A 15,368-nucleotide genomic window follows, 5' to 3' on the forward strand; every position below is an offset into this window, starting at 1 on the left:
GCCTTACAGAACGCCGGCTTCGTTCTTCAGCTTCTCGACCAGCTCGGCCACGCTCTTGACCTTGACGCCCGCCTTGCGGCCGCCGGGCTCCTCGGTCTTGATCACCTTGAGGCGGGGCTTGACGTCGGCGCCGAAGTCGGCCGGGCTCTTCTCGTCGAGCGGCTTCTTCTTCGCCTTCATGATGTTGGGCAGCGAGGCATAGCGCGGCTGGTTGAGGCGAAGGTCGGCGGTGACGATCACCGGCATCTTCAGCTCCACCGTCTGCAGGCCGCCATCGACCTCGCGCGTCACCTTGGCATGATCGCCGGCGAGTTCCACCTTGGAGGCGAAGGTCCCTTGAGCCCAGCCAAGCAGCGCCGCCAGCATCTGGCCGGTCTGATTGCTGTCATCGTCGATCGCCTGCTTGCCGAGGATGACGAGGCCGGGCTTCTCGGCCTCGACCACGCCCTTCAGCACCTTGGCCACGCCCAGCGGCTCGGTCTGCTCGTCGGTCTTGACCAGGATGGCGCGGTCGGCGCCCATGGCGAGCGCGGTGCGCAGCGTTTCCTGCGCCTGCTGCGGGCCGATCGACACGACGATGATCTCCTCGGCCTTGCCGGCTTCCTTGATCCGGATCGCTTCCTCGACCGCGATCTCGTCGAACGGGTTCATCGCCATCTTGACGTTGGCGAGCTCCACGCCCAGTCCGTCGGCCTTCACCCGAACCTTGACGTTGGCATCCACAACCCGCTTCACGGGCACAAGGATCTTCATTTTCCTGTCACCTCTCTTGAGATAGTCGGGCGCGCTATAGCAGCGCGCGCCTTGTCAGAGTTGTCGAAAGCCGACATTCGGGGCGGAATTCTGGTCTTCGACCGCCAAGAACCTGTTCCACCCCGATCCTTCGATTGTGCATGGTCTTTTCCGAAAACCGGTTCCCACTTTTCGGGATCATGCCCGGGTGGCGTTTCCGTAGTGGCGGCAATCCGGCGCGTCAATATGCACGGCGCATTCAAATCGGTTCAGTCCTGGCGCGACGCGGCTCCGCGACCCCATTGCGGCGTGGGTGGCGCCGAGGTTTCGGGCGTTGGCCCGGGCTCGGTCGGAACGGGCGCCTGCTGGACATTCGGCGTGGGATCCGGCTCGCCGTCGGCGCCGGCAAGCAGCGGCACGCCGCGGCTGCGCAACACCAGCACCAGGACGGCGCCGGCGATGATGCCGCCGATGTGGCAGGCCCAGGAAACCTGGTCCTCGCCGCCCGCGGCGAACATCACGATCTGGAACAGGATCCAGAGGATGAGCGGGATGAAAGCCGGGATACGAAGGGGGATACGGGCGAAGGCCAGCACCCAGACCTTAACCCTGGGATAGAGGATCAGGTAGGCGGCAACCACGCCGGCGATGGCGCCGGAGGCGCCGATCAGCGGCACCTGCGAATCCCAGCCAACCAACCCTTGAACGAAAGCACCCGCCGCCGCGCAGGCGAGGTAGAAGATCAGGTAGCGGACATGGCCGAGCGCGTCCTCGACATTGTCCCCGAACACCCAGAGGAACAGCATGTTGCCGCCGAGGTGGAAGATGTCGGCATGCAGGAAGGAATAGGTGAGATAGCTGAGGCTCTCGGGAATGACGACGAATTCGGGCGACAGCTCGACCTTGTCGTGGACCACCGAAGGGATGAAGCCGAGGCCGAGCACCGCGGCGTTGGTGAAGTTTTCACCGCCGAGCGTGGTCGCGAGATAGACCAGAGCGTTCACGACGATCAGGCTGATCGTCACATATTGCAGACGGATGTGGCGTAGCCGGTTGGTGTCGTAGAGCGGGATAAACATCGGATCCTCCCGCCATACCTGATTGTCAGCGGTTCTTGCCGGGCACCCATAGCACGTCGGCATTTCCATTGTCATTGACCGCTCGCGCGGCGACGAACAGGAAGTCCGAGACGCGGTTGATGTATCTCAGCGCCTCGCGGTTGACGTGCTCGGTCGGGTCCTGCGCCAGCGCCACCATGATGCGCTCGGCGCGGCGCGCCACCGTGCGGGCAAGATGGAGGGCGGCCGCCGCAGGCGCGCCGCCGTTCAGCACAAAGGACTTCAGCGGCCGCAGGTCCTTGTTGAGCAGGTCGATGTCCTTTTCGACGCGCTCGGTCTGCGCGGCGACGATGCGCAGCGGCTCGTAGTCGAGCGGCTTGCCCTCGTCCGGCACGGCGAGATCGGCGCCGAGGTCGAAAAGGTCGTTCTGGATGCGCGAAAGCATGGCGTCGATGGGCGGATGGCTGACGGCGGTGTGGGTGCGGGCCATGCCGATGCAGGCATTGGCTTCGTCCACCGTGCCGTAGGCTTCGACGCGAAGGTCGGATTTCAGCCGCCGCTGGCCGGTGCCGAGGCCGGTGGTGCCGTCGTCGCCGGTGCGGGTGTAGATCTTGTTGAGCTTGACCACGCCTTTCCTCTTTTGATCGCGTCACTTACGGGTGAACCAGACCGCCAGCAGGATCAGCGCCAGTGCCACGGCCTGCAGCAGCACACGCGCCTGCATCAGCTTGTTGGAGGTCACACCCGAGCCGCCCCGCATCATGTTGACGAGGCCGCGGATCAGCACGACGACGACGGCGGCCATGACGACCAGCGCGAGGATTTTGAAGGTGGTTGCCATGGGCAGGCTCCAGTTCGGTTTCGGTCAGGCGCGCCTGGCGAGCACGCGGTAGAGCGCCGATGCGGGCAGGATACGCTTGAGCACCACGCCGATTCTGGCCGGCACTGTTACCACATAGTGCGGGCGCGGGCGCTGTGACAGAAGCGCGTGGCGCAAGGCGGTATGAACCACTTCCGGTCCAGGCTTCAGCCGCGAGACGCTGCCGCCCGCCTGCAGCCGCGCGAGTTGCGCTTGGTAGTCGGCGCGGTGGACGGAGTTCTCGATGTCGATGTTCTTCAGGAACCAGACGAGGCCGTTGCTGGCGATCTTCGAGGTCACCGGACCAGGCTCGATCAGCGAAAGGTGGATGCCGCTGCCTTCGAGTTCCTGGCGCAGGCACAGCATCAGGCCTTCGATGGCGTGCTTGGACGCAGAATAAGCCCCGCGAAAGCGGACCGGGGCGAGGCCCAGGATCGAGGAGCAGTGGACGAGACGGCCGTGGCCCTGGCGGCGCATGACCGGCACGATGCGCCGCGTCAGATCGTGCCAGCCGAAGAAATTGGCTTCGAACTGCTCGCGGAGCGCCTCTACTGGCAGGTCCTCGACGGCGCCGGGCTGTGCGTAGGCGCCGTTGTTGAACAGCGCCGCCAGCGTGCCGCCCGTGCGCTCCAATACGGCGTCGGCCAGGGCGGCGATGGACTCCGGCTCACGATAGTCGAGATAGAAAGCCTCGATCCCGTCTGCCTCGAGAGCCGCGATGTCGCCAGCTTTCCGCGCCGTGGCGAACACCCGCCAGCCTTCCGCCTTCAGCGCCCGCGCGCAATGAGCACCGATCCCGGAGGAAGCACCGGTGACGATAATGGTGCGCAATTCTTTGGCGGCGGGAATCGTGGTTTCACCTGGGGTTGCCATTTGCCGCAATCACTTCCCATATTCGCGACGTCGACACAATCGAGCGGAGCGCGGGTCCTTGCTCAGGAATATCGTCGCCGTCAAGCGCGTGCTCTATGATGCGATCGGCCATTTCAACACCGACGATGGCTGGGCAATGGCCAGCCATCTGGCGATCACCTCGCTGATGGCGCTGTTTCCGTTCCTGATCTTCGCCACGACGCTGGCAAGCTTTCTCGGCGCGCGTGCCTTCGCCGATACCGCCGTGCATCTGGTCTTCGACACCTGGCCGGAGCAGATCGCCAAGCCGATCGCGCGCGAGGTGCAGAACGTGCTCACCGTCCGGCGCACCGACCTTCTGACCTATGGCGTGCTTTTGGCCGCCTATTTCGCCTCGAACGGTATCGAGGCTCTGCGCACATCGCTCAACCGCGCCTACCGGGTGGCCGAGACGCGCGGCATCATCTATCGCCGGGTGCAGAGCATCATCTTCGTGCTGATCGCGACGGCCTGCTTCCTCGCCGTCAGCGTGCTCCTGGTGTTCGCGCCATTGCTCGCGCGGCTGGCCGAGGCGCATTTCGAATGGATCAAGCCCTATATGGGCACGATCACGATATGGCGTTACGTCATCGCCTCGACGGTCATCGTCATCGGCCTGTTTTCGGTGCATATCTGGCTGCCGGCCGGCAAGCGCCGTTTCGTCTCGATCATTCCGGGCATCGTCTTCACGCTGATCGCATGGCTTGCGGGCTCGACCATCTTCGCCGCCTATCTCGACCATTTCTCGTCCTATGTGACGACCTATGCGGGGCTCGCCTCGATCATGATCGCGGTGGTGTTCCTCTACATCATCTCGGCCATCTTCATCCTTGGCGGCGAGCTCAACGCCGCGATCAGCCGCTATCTCGAGGCGCGCGCGAGAGTCGGCTGATCTTTGCCTTGACGGGCGGTCGCCAGCCCGACGCCCAGCGTGGCGATCGCCATGCCGGCGATCTGCAGCAGATTGAGCTGCTCGCCGAAGAGGACCCAGGCGATGACGGCGGTGACGGCCGGCACCAGGTAGAACAGCGAAGCGACCTTCGACATCTCGCCGTCCCTGATCATCACCATCAGCAGGAAGATAGCGCCCACCGACAGCACCAGCACCAGCCACGCCATGGCGAAGACGAGCTCGCCGTTGATGGTGATCGTGCGCGTCTCGAAGGCGAGCGATCCGAGGATCGTGACGACGGAGCCGCCGACATACTGCCACATCGTCGCCGAGACGAGGTCGCCGCCGGAGGCATAGCGCTTCTGCCAGATCGTGCCAGCGGCCATGCCGAGCACCGAGACGAGCGAAGCCGCCAGCGTTGCCGCGGTGACGCCGCCGCCAATCATGCCTAGCTTCGGCCAAAGCACGACGACGACGCCCAAAAGCCCGACGGCGAGGCCCGCCCAGTGACGTGGCAAGATCGCCTCGCCGAGGAATTTCCCGGCAAGCACGGCCGTGATCAGCGGCTGCAGGCCGACGATCAGCGCCGAAAGCCCGGCCGGCATGCCCCTGTGGATCGCCCAGAACACGCCGCCCAGATAGACGCCGTGCATGAGAACGCCGGCTACCGTGGCGTGAAGCGCTTCTTCGCGGCTCGCCCTGCGCGAGCCGAGCAGCACGGTCAGGCCGGCAAACAGGATTGCCGCCAGCACGAAGCGGATGGCGAGGAAGGTGAAAGGCTCCGCCCATGGCATGGCATAACGCGCGCCGATGAAGCCGGTCGCCCACAGGACGACGAAAGAGGCGGGGATGAACCGCTTGATGCTGTGCATTTTTTTGGGAAGGGCTCTGGCTGCGGGTGAAAAGTTTATAGCGGCAATTGCTCTAATGCCGTTTAATTCGGCAAGCAAAACGAAACGGTTGATCCATAAGCTCATTCGAATTCAACAACCGGTGCGAATGAGGGGCATGGCGTTAAGGCACGCCATGGGCAGGTATGCTTTTGCATCTCGGTACGACGTGGTTGCTGTTCGCGGTCGCGACCGTCGCGGTTTTCGGATTCTTCTTCGGCACGGCGCTCGACGCCATCATGAAGGACGACGGCTTCGGCTCGACCGGCAACACGCTGCTTTTCACGCTTGGCTTTTTCGTTGCCGTCATGGTCGCCAACGAGCATGGTATCAGTTTCAAGGATATCAGGCTGGCGGTCGGCTGGGGTTTGAGCGGCGCCTTCGTCTTCATCAGCGTGATGGCGCTGATCAAAGCCGGGCTGGCTCGTCTGTAACCAGTGCGTCGATATTCAGGTGAGGCCGGTCTGCAAACGCCAGGCTCCTGCGCTTCCAGTACTCACGTACTTTAAGTGCGCTCCGTTCCGGCCTTCGCCGGCCGAAGCCCTCATGAGGGTCTCCGCTTTATGAAGGCTACGGCCGGCGTAGGCCGGTTCTCGGAGCCCGCCATTTTCGACTCGGCCTGACCTGAATCTCGACACACTGGAAAGCCAGCTAAAGCCCAATCAGCCGCCGGATATCTTGCGGCGACATGCCTGCCTGCCTGAGCGCGGCAAGGCCGGTGTCCTTGAGGCTCTTCGACAGCTTCCGGCCGTCCGGTCCGAGGACCAGGCGATGGTGGAAATAGCGCGGCGGCGGGAGGCCGAGCAGTTCCTGGAGCAGGCGCTGCACGCCGGTGGCCGCGTAAAGATCCTGACCGCGCACGACATGGCTGACCTGTTGCAGCGCATCGTCGACGACGACCGCGAGATGGTAGCTGGTCGGGATGTCGCGGCGCGCCACGATGACGTCGCCCCAGGCCCGCGGCATCGCCTCGACCGTGCGCGTCGCGGCCATGGTCTCGTCGGTGAACTCGGTCCATGACAAGGCGCCCGGCATGCGCGCCATGGCCGCCTCGACGTCGAGCCGCCAGGCAAAGGGCATGTTCCCGGCAATGCGCCGCTTGCGCTCCTTCATCGGCAAGGCCCTGTCCAGAGGCGGATAAAGCGGCACGCCGTCGGGGTCGCGCGGCCAGTCGCGGCCGCGCTTCGCGGTCTCGGCGATGAAGGCGCGGATCTCGCCTCGGCTCATGAAGGCGGGATAGACGAGTTCCTCGGCGATCAGCCGGTCGAGCACCGCCCTGTATTCGGCAAAATGCTCGGACTGGCGCCGCACCGGCTCTTCCCAATCGAGCCCCAGCCATTTCAGGTCATGAAATATGCCGGCCTCGAATTCCGGCGTGCAGCGGGTGATGTCGATATCCTCGATGCGCAGCAAGAGCCGCCCGCCCGTCCGCGCCGCCATTTGCTGGTTGAGCAGTGCCGAATAGGCATGGCCGAGATGCAATTCGCCATTGGGGCTCGGCGCGAAGCGGAATGTCAGGAGCGTCATGTCTCAAGGCGGCATTCGGGTTGAAAGGCGCTTCCGCCGGTTGATAGTTAGAGACTGTTTCGAAATTCTGCTCTGGCGGCCAGCGCGAATTTCGAAACAGTCTCTTGGCCATCAATTGCCACTTCGTGGGCGCTCTGGGAACAAACAAACGTGCAACGCATCGCCTCGCTCGACGACATTGCGGCAGGGCTCGACGCGCTCTGCCTCATCGATCCGCGGCTGGACAAGGTGCGCGATATGGCGGGCGAGGTACCGCTGAGGCTCTCGGAGCCCGGATTCGGGAGCCTCGCCTCGATCGTCGTTTCGCAGCAGGTGTCCCGCGCCAGCGCGGATGCCATCTTCGGCCGGCTGACCAGATTGGTCGATCCGCTGACGCCGGAAGGGATTCTCGCAGCCGGCGAGGACATTTTCAGAGAGGCCGGCTTGTCGCGGCCGAAGCAGCGCGGGCTGATCGCCGTCGCGGAAGCCGTGGCCGGCGGGCTCGATCTTCACCATCTCTGTTCGCTCGACGCCGGCGAGGCGGTCGCGGCGATGACGGCCGTGCCCGGCATCGGTCCCTGGACGGCGGAGTGCTATCTGCTTTTCGCCGCCGGCCATCCCGATGTCTTCCCCGCGCGCGATGTCGCGCTGCAGACGGCGGTCGGCCATGCGCTCGGCATCGACCCCCGTCCGCCGGAGAAAACACTGATTCGGCTGGCCGAATCATGGAGCCCGTGGCGAGGGGTCGCGTCGCGGCTTTTCTGGGCCTACTACCGCGAATTGAAGGGCAGGGACGCGGCGCCCCCTGTCGAAATGGCCAAAAAAGCATGAAAATCATGCGTTTTTGACGGTTTCGCCGAATGACAATCCGCTTCACATCCCTGTCATGTCGGGCTTACAGTATCCGCGCCGTTCGGCTACAGCGCCGCGCATCCGGTTGGATGTGCTAAAACGCTGTAGGACTTTTGAAGCGGCGCATGATCCTTTCCGAAAATCATACGATTTTCGGGGTCATGCGCTGAACCAAGGAGGCCAACAACGTGACGGTTGCCGTATCTCCGGATGGGCTTCCAGCGCTGGTGCTGAATGCGGACTACCGTCCGCTCAGCTATTATCCCCTGTCGCTCTGGTCGTGGCAGGACGCCATCAAGGCCGTCTTCCTCGACCGGGTCAACATCGTCGCCGAATACGAGCACGCGGTCTCCTCGCCGACCTTCTCGATGAAGCTGCCGAGCGTGGTGAGCCTGAAGGCCTATGTGAAGCCGTCGCGGCATCCGGCCTTCACCCGCTTCAACGTCTTCCTGCGCGACCGCTTCCAGTGCCAGTATTGCGGCACCCCCGAGGATCTCACCTTCGACCATGTCATCCCGCGCCATCGCGGCGGGGCGACGACCTGGGAGAATGTCGTCGCCGCCTGCTCGCCCTGCAATCTCAGGAAGGGCGGCATGATGCCGGCGCAGGCCAAGATGTGGCCGCTGCAGAAGCCCTATCAGCCGACCGTGCACGACCTGCACAACAACGGCCGCCTGTTCCCGCCCAACCATCTGCATGAAAGCTGGATGGATTATCTCTACTGGGATGTCGAACTGGAGCCGTAGAGTTCGGCACAAATCCGCCATGCTGGCCGCCTGGCGCAGCTTTCTGCGCTTCCGGCCTTCGCCGGTCGAAGCACCAGTGGGAGGTGGTCGTGGTGGTTAAGGGCTACGGCCGGCGTGGGCCGGTGCTCATGGACTTGCCAGGCCGCGATTGTCTGACACTCCCAGATATCGGACCAGTTCGGCGTGTTCACTTATCAGCGGCTTCGCGTTTAACGACCGGCTTCCCCCACTCCGTCGCTGCTTCGCAGCGCCACCTCTCCCCCCTTCGGAGGGAGAGGAAGGGAGCCTTTGGAGGAGCGCTGGCTAGAATAGGCTCGCGCCCTTCCTCTACCCCGTCGATCGGGGGAGAGGTGGCTCGGCGAAGCCGAGACGGAGTGGGGGTCGATCTGGCTCGGACGTCGAAAGCTGCGCCATCCGACTCAGCCTGCCGAATTCTTGCTCGAACTCTGCGTGGCGTCGCTCGATCGAATTGGCTCAGTCGCGCGAGAGCGCGCTGCGGAAGGCGACGGCGGCCAGGATAAGGCTGGCGATGGCGTTCCAGCCGGCGAGCGACAGGCCGAGGATGCGAAGCGCGGCCTTGTCGCAGGAGGGCGGCACGAATTTGTCGAGCGCGTCGAGCACGCCTTTGCCACCGGTGTCGACCGGGCCGGCGCCGGCCGTGCAGTCGGCAGGACCCGGCCACCAGGCCCATTCGACGCCGGAATGGTAAACGCCGAGATAGAGGCCGTAGAGCATCAGCAGGCCGCCGATCACCAGCAGGGCGCGCGTCACCCAGGCCGGCGCGCGCAGCATTGAAGCAATCACCGCCACCAGCATCAGCGGCGCGCCGATGTAGTAAGGGGTGCGCTGCTCCAGGCAGAGATGGCAGGGGATATAGCCGCCTATGTACTGGAAGGCGAGCGCCGAGCCGACGGTCGCAGCCATGGCGACGGCGAGAAACAGCGCCGCGCGGGTCCGCTGGCGTCCGGTGTCGGCATTCATGGTCGCTGTCATCGAAGGGTCCGTTCGCTTGGCTTTATCCGTGGGCGTATCTGACCGCGATATAGAGCAAAATAAGGGCAGCGGCGCCGGCGCTGACGATCATACCCAGGCGCTTTTCGATGAACTCCTTGATCGACTCGCCGTAGCGGCGCAGCAGCCAGGCAAGCAGCAGGAAACGGGCGCCGCGCGCCACGATGGCAAGCCCGATGAAGAGCATGAGGTTGACGCCGATGACGCCGGACAGGATCGTCACCACCTTGATCGGCGGCAAATGCGCGGCGCCTGAGGTAACCAGCATCAGGATAATGAAGCCGACGCCGGATGAGAGGCGCAACTGCTCGAACTCGTCATACTTGCCATAGAATTCAAGGATCGGCTTGGCGACCGCCTCATAGGCATAGTGGCCGATGAACCAGCCGGCGATGCCGCCCAGCACCGAGGCGACCGTTGCGATCAGCGCGTAACGATAGGCGCGGTCGGGCCGCGACAGCGCCATCGGCAGATAGAGCACGTCGGCCGGCACAAGGAAGACAGAGCTTTCGACGAAAGCGATGAAGGCCAGCCACCATTCGGCGGATTTGCGCGCCGCCAGCGACAGGGTCCAGTCGTAAAGTCCGCGAAGCATCGGCTCTCCTAATGAATGCCACCCCGAGGCGCTTGCGGTTTTTGGGCGACGACAGGCAGGAAGACAAGGACCCAAAGCGCCGCAGCAAGGGTTTCGGCGCAGGTACGCCGTCTGTCTAGAAAGATTTTCCGCGCCGCACAATGGCGGCGCCACCATGAAACCGAAAAGCTGTGGCAGGGGCACCGGCGGGTTTGTCAAATCCGCAACAGGCCAGTTGACGAAAGCCCGTCCAACCGTATAGTCCGCGCCCATCCAGGCCGCCCGGCCTGAGCCCCTATGGCGGAATTGGTAGACGCGCTCGACTCAAAATCGAGTTCCGCAAGGAGTGCTGGTTCGATCCCGGCTAGGGGCACCATCCTTCGCTCCAATCCACCCCGAAGGTCCGCCGCGATAGCTGGCAGGATGCCCGAGACCACGAAGGCGTCGGTGCCGATGGCAAAGTTTCCCCACCGTTAGCAACCGGACACGCCGATCGAAAGCCCGAGCGCCTGCGGCGGCGTTGCAGTTTGCAGGCGTGCTCATCACGGCGGCTTTGCGATTTGCCTCACACGGAGCCGATCTCGATGACGATCTTGCCGACGTTGCTTCTGTCAATGAGCTGGTCCTGCGCCGCGGCGGCGTTCTCAAGCGAATAGACGCCCGAGATCTGCGGCGTAAGCCAACCTTCGCGGATCGCCTGCCAGACGGCCGCAGCACGCATGCGCCGCTCCTTTGGATCGGCGATGTAGTCGAAGAGATCGCACCCGTGGATCGCGCGCGACCTATGGATCAGGTGGTGGACGTTGACCGGATCGGCTTCGCCGCTGACAAGTCCATAGGTGACAATATTCCCGCGCGTCGCGACGAGTTCGAGATCGCCGGCCAACGTCGTTTTGCCGATGCCATCGATGATGAGATCGACGCCTCTACCGTTGGTGACGTCACGGCCGATCGCGACAAAATCGTCCCTGGTGTAGTCAATGACGTAGTCGGCGCCGAGCCTCTTGACCACGTCGACCTTGCTGGTGCTGCAGGTGCCGATCACGGTGGCGCCAAGGTGCTTCGCCCACTGCACGAGGTTGCGACCCATCCCACCAGCGGCAGCGTGAACCAACACCGTCGTGCCCGGCCGCACGGGCCTGATCTCATTGAGCATATAGTGCGTCGTCATGCCTTGCGCAGTCATAGCAGCCGCTATCTCAAATGAGATGTCGTCGGGGAGCGGCACGACTTTGTCAGCCTCGATTGCGATAAGCTCGCTATAGGCGCGCTCAAGACCGGCGCTCTCGTTTTGCATATGGGCGACGCGATCGCCGATCTTGAAATCCCGGACTGACGAACCGATCGCCACAACCATGCCCGCGCCCTCGGTGCCGGGCACAAAAGGAGTGGGCACGGCCGGAAAGGGATACCAGCCGCGCCGCATGGCAATGTCGATGAAGTTCACGCCAGCATAGTGGTTGGCGATGATGACTTGGTCGGAAGCCGGAGTCGGTTCGGTTCTGTCGACCAGAGCCAGCACGTCCGATTCGCCGTAGGCGGTCACCTCAACTACTTTCATGATCTGATCCTCGTCTCGAGCGGTAGGGCAAGACTTGCGCGCTCCATGTCCCCGAGATAAACGCGGAGCGCTCATTTGCCCAATCGATGACACTCCTTATGGGAATCGATCACGCTAATCTCGCTCGGCTCGACCTCAACCTCTTGGTGGCGCTTGACGCGTTGCTGTCGGAGAGGAGCGTGACACGCGCCGCGGCGCGGGTGGGACTGGGACAGTCGGCGATGAGTTACAACCTCGCGCGCCTGCGTGCGTTGTTTCGTGACGAACTGCTGGTGCGCAGTGCCGATGGAATGCGTCCGACCCCGAAGGCGCTGGCTCTGGCCACACCGGTACGCGCGGTGCTGACCGGCGTGGCGGCGATCGTCCTCGAACAACCGGGCTTCGAGCCTGCTACGGCGGAGCGCCGCTTCCGTATTGCTGTCCCCGACAGCCTGGAAAGCACGCTGCTGCCGCGCCTGTTGGGCGCGCTTGCTGCGGAGGCGCCCGGCATCGCGGTGCAGGTGCGTTCAACAGACCGCTTTGCGGTGCTCGACTTGCTGGACCGAGGCGAACTCGACCTCGGTATCGGCGTGTTTACGGAAGGAGATACGACCCACAAGCGGCGCGTCTTATATCTTGAAGGCTACCTGTGCCTTTATCCGCCGGACTTGGTTCAGGTGTCCGCACCGATCACCCTGAACGAATACGTATCGCTGCCGCATGTGCTGGCGTCGTCGCGGGAGGATCCTCGCGGCGTCGTCGACGATGCACTAGCACTGCTTGGGCAACGCCGACGCGTGTTACTGTCCACGCCGCATTTCCTTGCCATTCCCCACCTTCTGCGGCCGGTGGGCGCGATTGCGACCCTGCCGGCAGCGCTGGCTCAGAGCTTCGTGCAGCAGTTCCAATTGGCGACCAGCAACCTGCCGTTTGACCTGCCGAGCTTCCAGGTGTCGATGCTCTGGCATGCCTCGTACGACCGCGATGCTGCGCATCGATGGCTGCGGGAGAAGATCGCTCGTGTGGTCTCGGCCTCAGCATGAGCAGCCATCAATTCCATTTGGCTAAACCACCGAATCATGAACGGAGACGAGCGGTTCACCAACATTCCGCAGCTCCAGAGCGGGAACAAGTGTGGGCAGGAGGGGGTGCAAGGTCCCGAGCACGCTACCGCATATTCCCCGTATGCCCCTGCGAATACCGCCCGGGTTGCGGCCAGACGGTGAGGCCATGCGGTTCCACACCAACGCGGATCTTGGTCACGGCGCCGCTCGCCGTGTCGATCATGTAGACCTCGCTGTCGAAGCGGCCCGAGAGCCAGAGCTGCTTGCCGTCGGCGCTGACATTGCCCATGTCGGGGCTGCCGCCTTCGGGGATCGGCCATTGGGCGACGACCGAGCGCGTGGCGAAGTCGATCACCGTCACGCTGCCCGGCCCGTCGGCGCGGCCCTGCTCCATCTTGTGCGAGCCGCGGTTCGAGACGTAGAGCCGCTTGCCGTCGCGGCTGACGACGAAGCCATGCGCGCCTATGCCCGTCGCGACGAAGCCGATCTCCTTGAAGCTGTCGCCGTCGATGAGGAAGACGCCGTCATTCATCATGTCGGCGACGTAGAAGATCTTGCCGTCGGGCGACAGCCTTATGTCCTGCGGCATGCCCATCTTCGACAGGTCGAGATGGCCGAGCACCTTCTGGTTCTTCAGGTCGATCTTTGCCAGCCCGCCGTCGCCATACTCGCAGGTGAAGATCGCATAGGAATTGTCGGCCGAGAAATCGGCGTGGTTGATGCCGGGGCAGGTCGGCGCCGGGATGATCGATTTCAGGGCCATGGTCCGCGGATCGCGCAGGTCGAGCTGCCTCAGCGCCTCGTCGACGATGATGGCGGCGCTGCCGTCCGGCATGAAATACATGTTGTAGGGGTCGTCGACCTGCACCTGCTTGCCGGGTTTGGCGGTCGTCGGGTCGATCGGCGTCAGGCTGCCGTTCTTGCCGGTGCCGTTGTTGGCCACCCAGAGCGTCTTCAGGTCCCAGGAGGGAACGACATGCTGCGGCTTGCTGCCGACCGGGAACCTTTCGACCTCCTTGAGCGTCACCATGTCGATCACAGAGACGCTGTTCGAGGAGCGGTTCGGCACATAGACGCGCGGCAGCGCGCCGGCCGTGGCGGCGTCGAGATGGCCGGCGGTGGTATGGCTGTAGATGTTGACGGGCGGCGGCGGAGGCTCGCTGCAATCCTCGGGGCAGGAGCCTGCGAAGGCGGTTGTCGGCAGTGGGGCGAGCAGCAGGCCAAGCAGCGTGATTGGCGGACCGACATGGCGCAGGAAGGTTCTGATCATCTGGATTGCTTTTCGAGGAAGGCGGACCGGATCGGCCCGCCGCATGCCATAGCCTGTGCAGCGCTCTCCATCTAGCGCCTTTTCAAGAGGCTCCGCATGCGGTTGCGCAGGATGCGCGCCATGTTGCGGGTCTCGCGATAGAGGTGCAATTGCGAGGCTGCCTGGCGGGCGAGGCGGTCGGCGTCCGGCGTCAGACCCACGACCAGCGTGCCCATCGGCTTGCGCTCGCTCCACAGCCGGCTCATCACCGGATGGTCGGGCACCGCGCAGGAATCGGTCATGACGATGTTGGGGTCGTCGAGGTGCTGTTTCGTCACCTCGATCATCAGAAGCGTGCCCGGCGAATAGGCTGAGAGCGCCTCGTCATAGGCGGTTTTCCAGGTGTAGGCGACGCCCGCCTCGACGAAGACCACCAGGCAGGCGATGGTGCGGCCGTCGAGCTTCAACGAATGGATGCGGCACATGTCGTGCTCTGCCAGCCGGTGCACGGCCTCGCGGGCGAAGGCGGCGCGGTAGCGGTCGATCGCCATGGCGGTGCGCTCGCGGCCCTTCCAGCCCGCGGCCTCCAGAGTCAGGAAGCTCTCGATGGCGTGGCGGATCTCGTCCGGCCCGCGCGCCACGACATGCTCGAGCCTGCCAAGGTCGGCAAGACGCCGCTTCAGGCGGCGGAATTCGCGATAGTGATGCGAGCGCAGCGATGCCTTGAGATAGTCGTCGCCATCGGCATCGCTCTCCAGCACCGGGCGCTCGGCCTTGCCGGTGACGACCAGGGTCAGGCCGCGGCTGTCGGCAAAGGAGGTGAGCAGGCTCGCCACCGGGCCGTCCAGCCTCATGTCGGGCAGCACAAAGACCTTCGGCAGCTTGAGATGCGGCCTCGACAGCATCGAGAAGAAATCCTCGATGACGCCGACCGGGTCGTCGCGATCGACCAGCGGCGCGCCGAGCGGGCCGAACGGGCTCGACCATGTGCGCATGACCGGGACGCCGAGCGGGATCGCCGGCCGCTCGACCGAGAACGGCACCAGAAGCCGCAGCCGGTTGCGGAACTCGTCGCCGTCGCGGATGACAGCCAGCCGCACCTCGCGGTCCTCGAGCCTCGGCATGGCGGGGGCCAGGAAGCGGGGGTTGAAGAACACGTTGGGTTCGATCGCGCGGGCGCTGAGATAATCGAGCTCCTCGACGAGATCGAAGCCTGCGGAGGCCGGATAGATCGCGAGCCTGCGCTCCGGCCTGTTGTTGGCGAACAGCTCGATATGGGCAGGGTCCGCCTCCCTGGCGAGGCCCGCAAGGCCCGACACCATGGCGCCGGCCGGGCCGCCGCTGGTCTCCTCGAGCAACGGAACGGCGGCCATCAGGCGACTTCCTTCTTTGCAGGCACGAAAATCGCCATGACGATGCCGAGCTTGCGCCAGACGGTGAAAGACAGCGCGCTGGCCTCGAAGATCATGGCGAGGCTGGTGGCGACCGCCGCGCCCCAGAGGCC

General features: G+C 64.3%; 17 protein-coding genes and 1 tRNA gene. 6 read left to right on the forward strand and 12 right to left on the reverse strand.

Annotation, left to right across the window (positions count from 1 at the left end; genetic code table 11):
- Positions 1-3 precede the first annotated feature (3 nt).
- The 5 genes from EOA38_RS11100 to EOA38_RS11120 form a co-directional block, all read right to left on the reverse strand.
- Positions 4-753, reverse strand: a complete 750-nt coding sequence (locus EOA38_RS11100) for an electron transfer flavoprotein subunit beta/FixA family protein (protein ID WP_127299214.1) — start codon at positions 751-753, stop codon at positions 4-6.
- A gap of 248 nt (positions 754-1,001) precedes the next feature.
- Positions 1,002-1,811, reverse strand: a complete 810-nt coding sequence (locus tag EOA38_RS11105) for a rhomboid family intramembrane serine protease (RefSeq protein WP_127299215.1) — start codon at positions 1,809-1,811, stop codon at positions 1,002-1,004.
- Positions 1,812-1,836: 25 nt separating this feature from the next.
- Complete coding sequence (locus tag EOA38_RS11110; protein ID WP_127299216.1) at positions 1,837-2,418, reverse strand: cob(I)yrinic acid a,c-diamide adenosyltransferase; 582 nt, start codon at positions 2,416-2,418, stop codon at positions 1,837-1,839.
- A 21-nt stretch (positions 2,419-2,439) separates the two neighbouring features.
- Entirely contained in the window at positions 2,440-2,631 is a 192-nt protein-coding gene (locus EOA38_RS11115; protein WP_126097705.1) for a twin transmembrane helix small protein, read from the reverse strand.
- A 24-nt stretch (positions 2,632-2,655) separates the two neighbouring features.
- Complete coding sequence (locus EOA38_RS11120; protein WP_127299217.1) at positions 2,656-3,522, reverse strand: SDR family oxidoreductase; 867 nt, start codon at positions 3,520-3,522, stop codon at positions 2,656-2,658.
- 58 nt (positions 3,523-3,580) lie between these two features.
- Between EOA38_RS11120 and EOA38_RS11125 the strand changes: the two genes are divergently transcribed.
- Positions 3,581-4,432 (forward strand): YihY/virulence factor BrkB family protein, encoded by an 852-nt coding sequence (locus tag EOA38_RS11125; RefSeq protein ID WP_126091731.1) that lies wholly within the window; start codon positions 3,581-3,583, stop codon positions 4,430-4,432.
- On the opposite strand, the gene EOA38_RS11130 is transcribed toward EOA38_RS11125, so the two are convergent.
- Positions 4,402-5,304: a DMT family transporter gene (locus tag EOA38_RS11130; RefSeq protein ID WP_127299218.1), complete on the reverse strand. Its 903-nt coding sequence runs from the start codon at positions 5,302-5,304 to the stop codon at positions 4,402-4,404. The genes EOA38_RS11125 and EOA38_RS11130 overlap by 31 nt on opposite strands.
- Before the next feature lie 191 nt (positions 5,305-5,495).
- Here EOA38_RS11130 and EOA38_RS11135 point away from each other — a divergent pair, with 191 nt between their 5' ends.
- Positions 5,496-5,756 (forward strand): hypothetical protein, encoded by a 261-nt coding sequence (locus tag EOA38_RS11135; protein WP_245468457.1) that lies wholly within the window; start codon positions 5,496-5,498, stop codon positions 5,754-5,756.
- Positions 5,757-5,973: 217 nt separating this feature from the next.
- Here the strand turns inward: EOA38_RS11135 and gluQRS are convergent, their stop codons facing one another.
- Positions 5,974-6,849: a tRNA glutamyl-Q(34) synthetase GluQRS gene (gene gluQRS / locus EOA38_RS11140; RefSeq protein WP_127299219.1), complete on the reverse strand. Its 876-nt coding sequence runs from the start codon at positions 6,847-6,849 to the stop codon at positions 5,974-5,976.
- A gap of 150 nt (positions 6,850-6,999) precedes the next feature.
- Between gluQRS and EOA38_RS11145 the strand changes: the two genes are divergently transcribed.
- Positions 7,000-7,659, forward strand: a complete 660-nt coding sequence (locus EOA38_RS11145; RefSeq protein WP_127299220.1) for a DNA-3-methyladenine glycosylase — start codon at positions 7,000-7,002, stop codon at positions 7,657-7,659.
- A 209-nt stretch (positions 7,660-7,868) separates the two neighbouring features.
- A complete protein-coding gene (locus EOA38_RS11150) occupies positions 7,869-8,426 on the forward strand; it encodes an HNH endonuclease (RefSeq protein ID WP_027167440.1) in 558 nt (185 codons plus the stop codon).
- A gap of 474 nt (positions 8,427-8,900) precedes the next feature.
- Here the strand turns inward: EOA38_RS11150 and EOA38_RS11155 are convergent, their stop codons facing one another.
- Together EOA38_RS11155 and EOA38_RS11160 are read right to left on the reverse strand one after the other, a co-directional pair.
- Positions 8,901-9,419 (reverse strand): disulfide bond formation protein B, encoded by a 519-nt coding sequence (locus EOA38_RS11155; protein WP_126091736.1) that lies wholly within the window; start codon positions 9,417-9,419, stop codon positions 8,901-8,903.
- Between the two features lie 22 nt (positions 9,420-9,441).
- Entirely contained in the window at positions 9,442-10,032 is a 591-nt protein-coding gene (locus EOA38_RS11160) for a YqaA family protein (RefSeq protein WP_126091737.1), read from the reverse strand.
- A gap of 270 nt (positions 10,033-10,302) precedes the next feature.
- Between EOA38_RS11160 and EOA38_RS11165 the strand changes: the two genes are divergently transcribed.
- A tRNA-Leu gene (locus EOA38_RS11165) sits at positions 10,303-10,387 on the forward strand.
- A 189-nt stretch (positions 10,388-10,576) separates the two neighbouring features.
- Here the strand turns inward: EOA38_RS11165 and EOA38_RS11170 are convergent.
- Positions 10,577-11,647 (reverse strand): quinone oxidoreductase, encoded by a 1,071-nt coding sequence (locus tag EOA38_RS11170; RefSeq protein ID WP_210212958.1) that lies wholly within the window; start codon positions 11,645-11,647, stop codon positions 10,577-10,579.
- 23 nt (positions 11,648-11,670) lie between these two features.
- Here EOA38_RS11170 and EOA38_RS11175 point away from each other — a divergent pair, with 23 nt between their 5' ends.
- Positions 11,671-12,594, forward strand: a complete 924-nt coding sequence (locus EOA38_RS11175) for a LysR family transcriptional regulator (protein ID WP_126091738.1) — start codon at positions 11,671-11,673, stop codon at positions 12,592-12,594.
- A 124-nt stretch (positions 12,595-12,718) separates the two neighbouring features.
- Here EOA38_RS11175 and EOA38_RS11180 read toward each other — a convergent pair whose 3' ends face one another.
- Together EOA38_RS11180 and EOA38_RS11185 are read right to left on the reverse strand one after the other, a co-directional pair.
- On the reverse strand, positions 12,719-13,885 hold the full coding sequence (locus tag EOA38_RS11180; RefSeq protein ID WP_126091739.1) for a YncE family protein: 1,167 nt from the start codon (positions 13,883-13,885) through the stop codon (positions 12,719-12,721).
- A 71-nt stretch (positions 13,886-13,956) separates the two neighbouring features.
- Entirely contained in the window at positions 13,957-15,237 is a 1,281-nt protein-coding gene (locus EOA38_RS11185) for a GNAT family N-acetyltransferase (RefSeq protein WP_126091740.1), read from the reverse strand.
- Between the last annotated feature and the right edge of the window lie 131 nt (positions 15,238-15,368).

It is taken from the genome of Mesorhizobium sp. M1E.F.Ca.ET.041.01.1.1 (genome assembly GCF_003997355.1).
Lineage (GTDB): Bacteria > Pseudomonadota > Alphaproteobacteria > Rhizobiales > Rhizobiaceae > Mesorhizobium.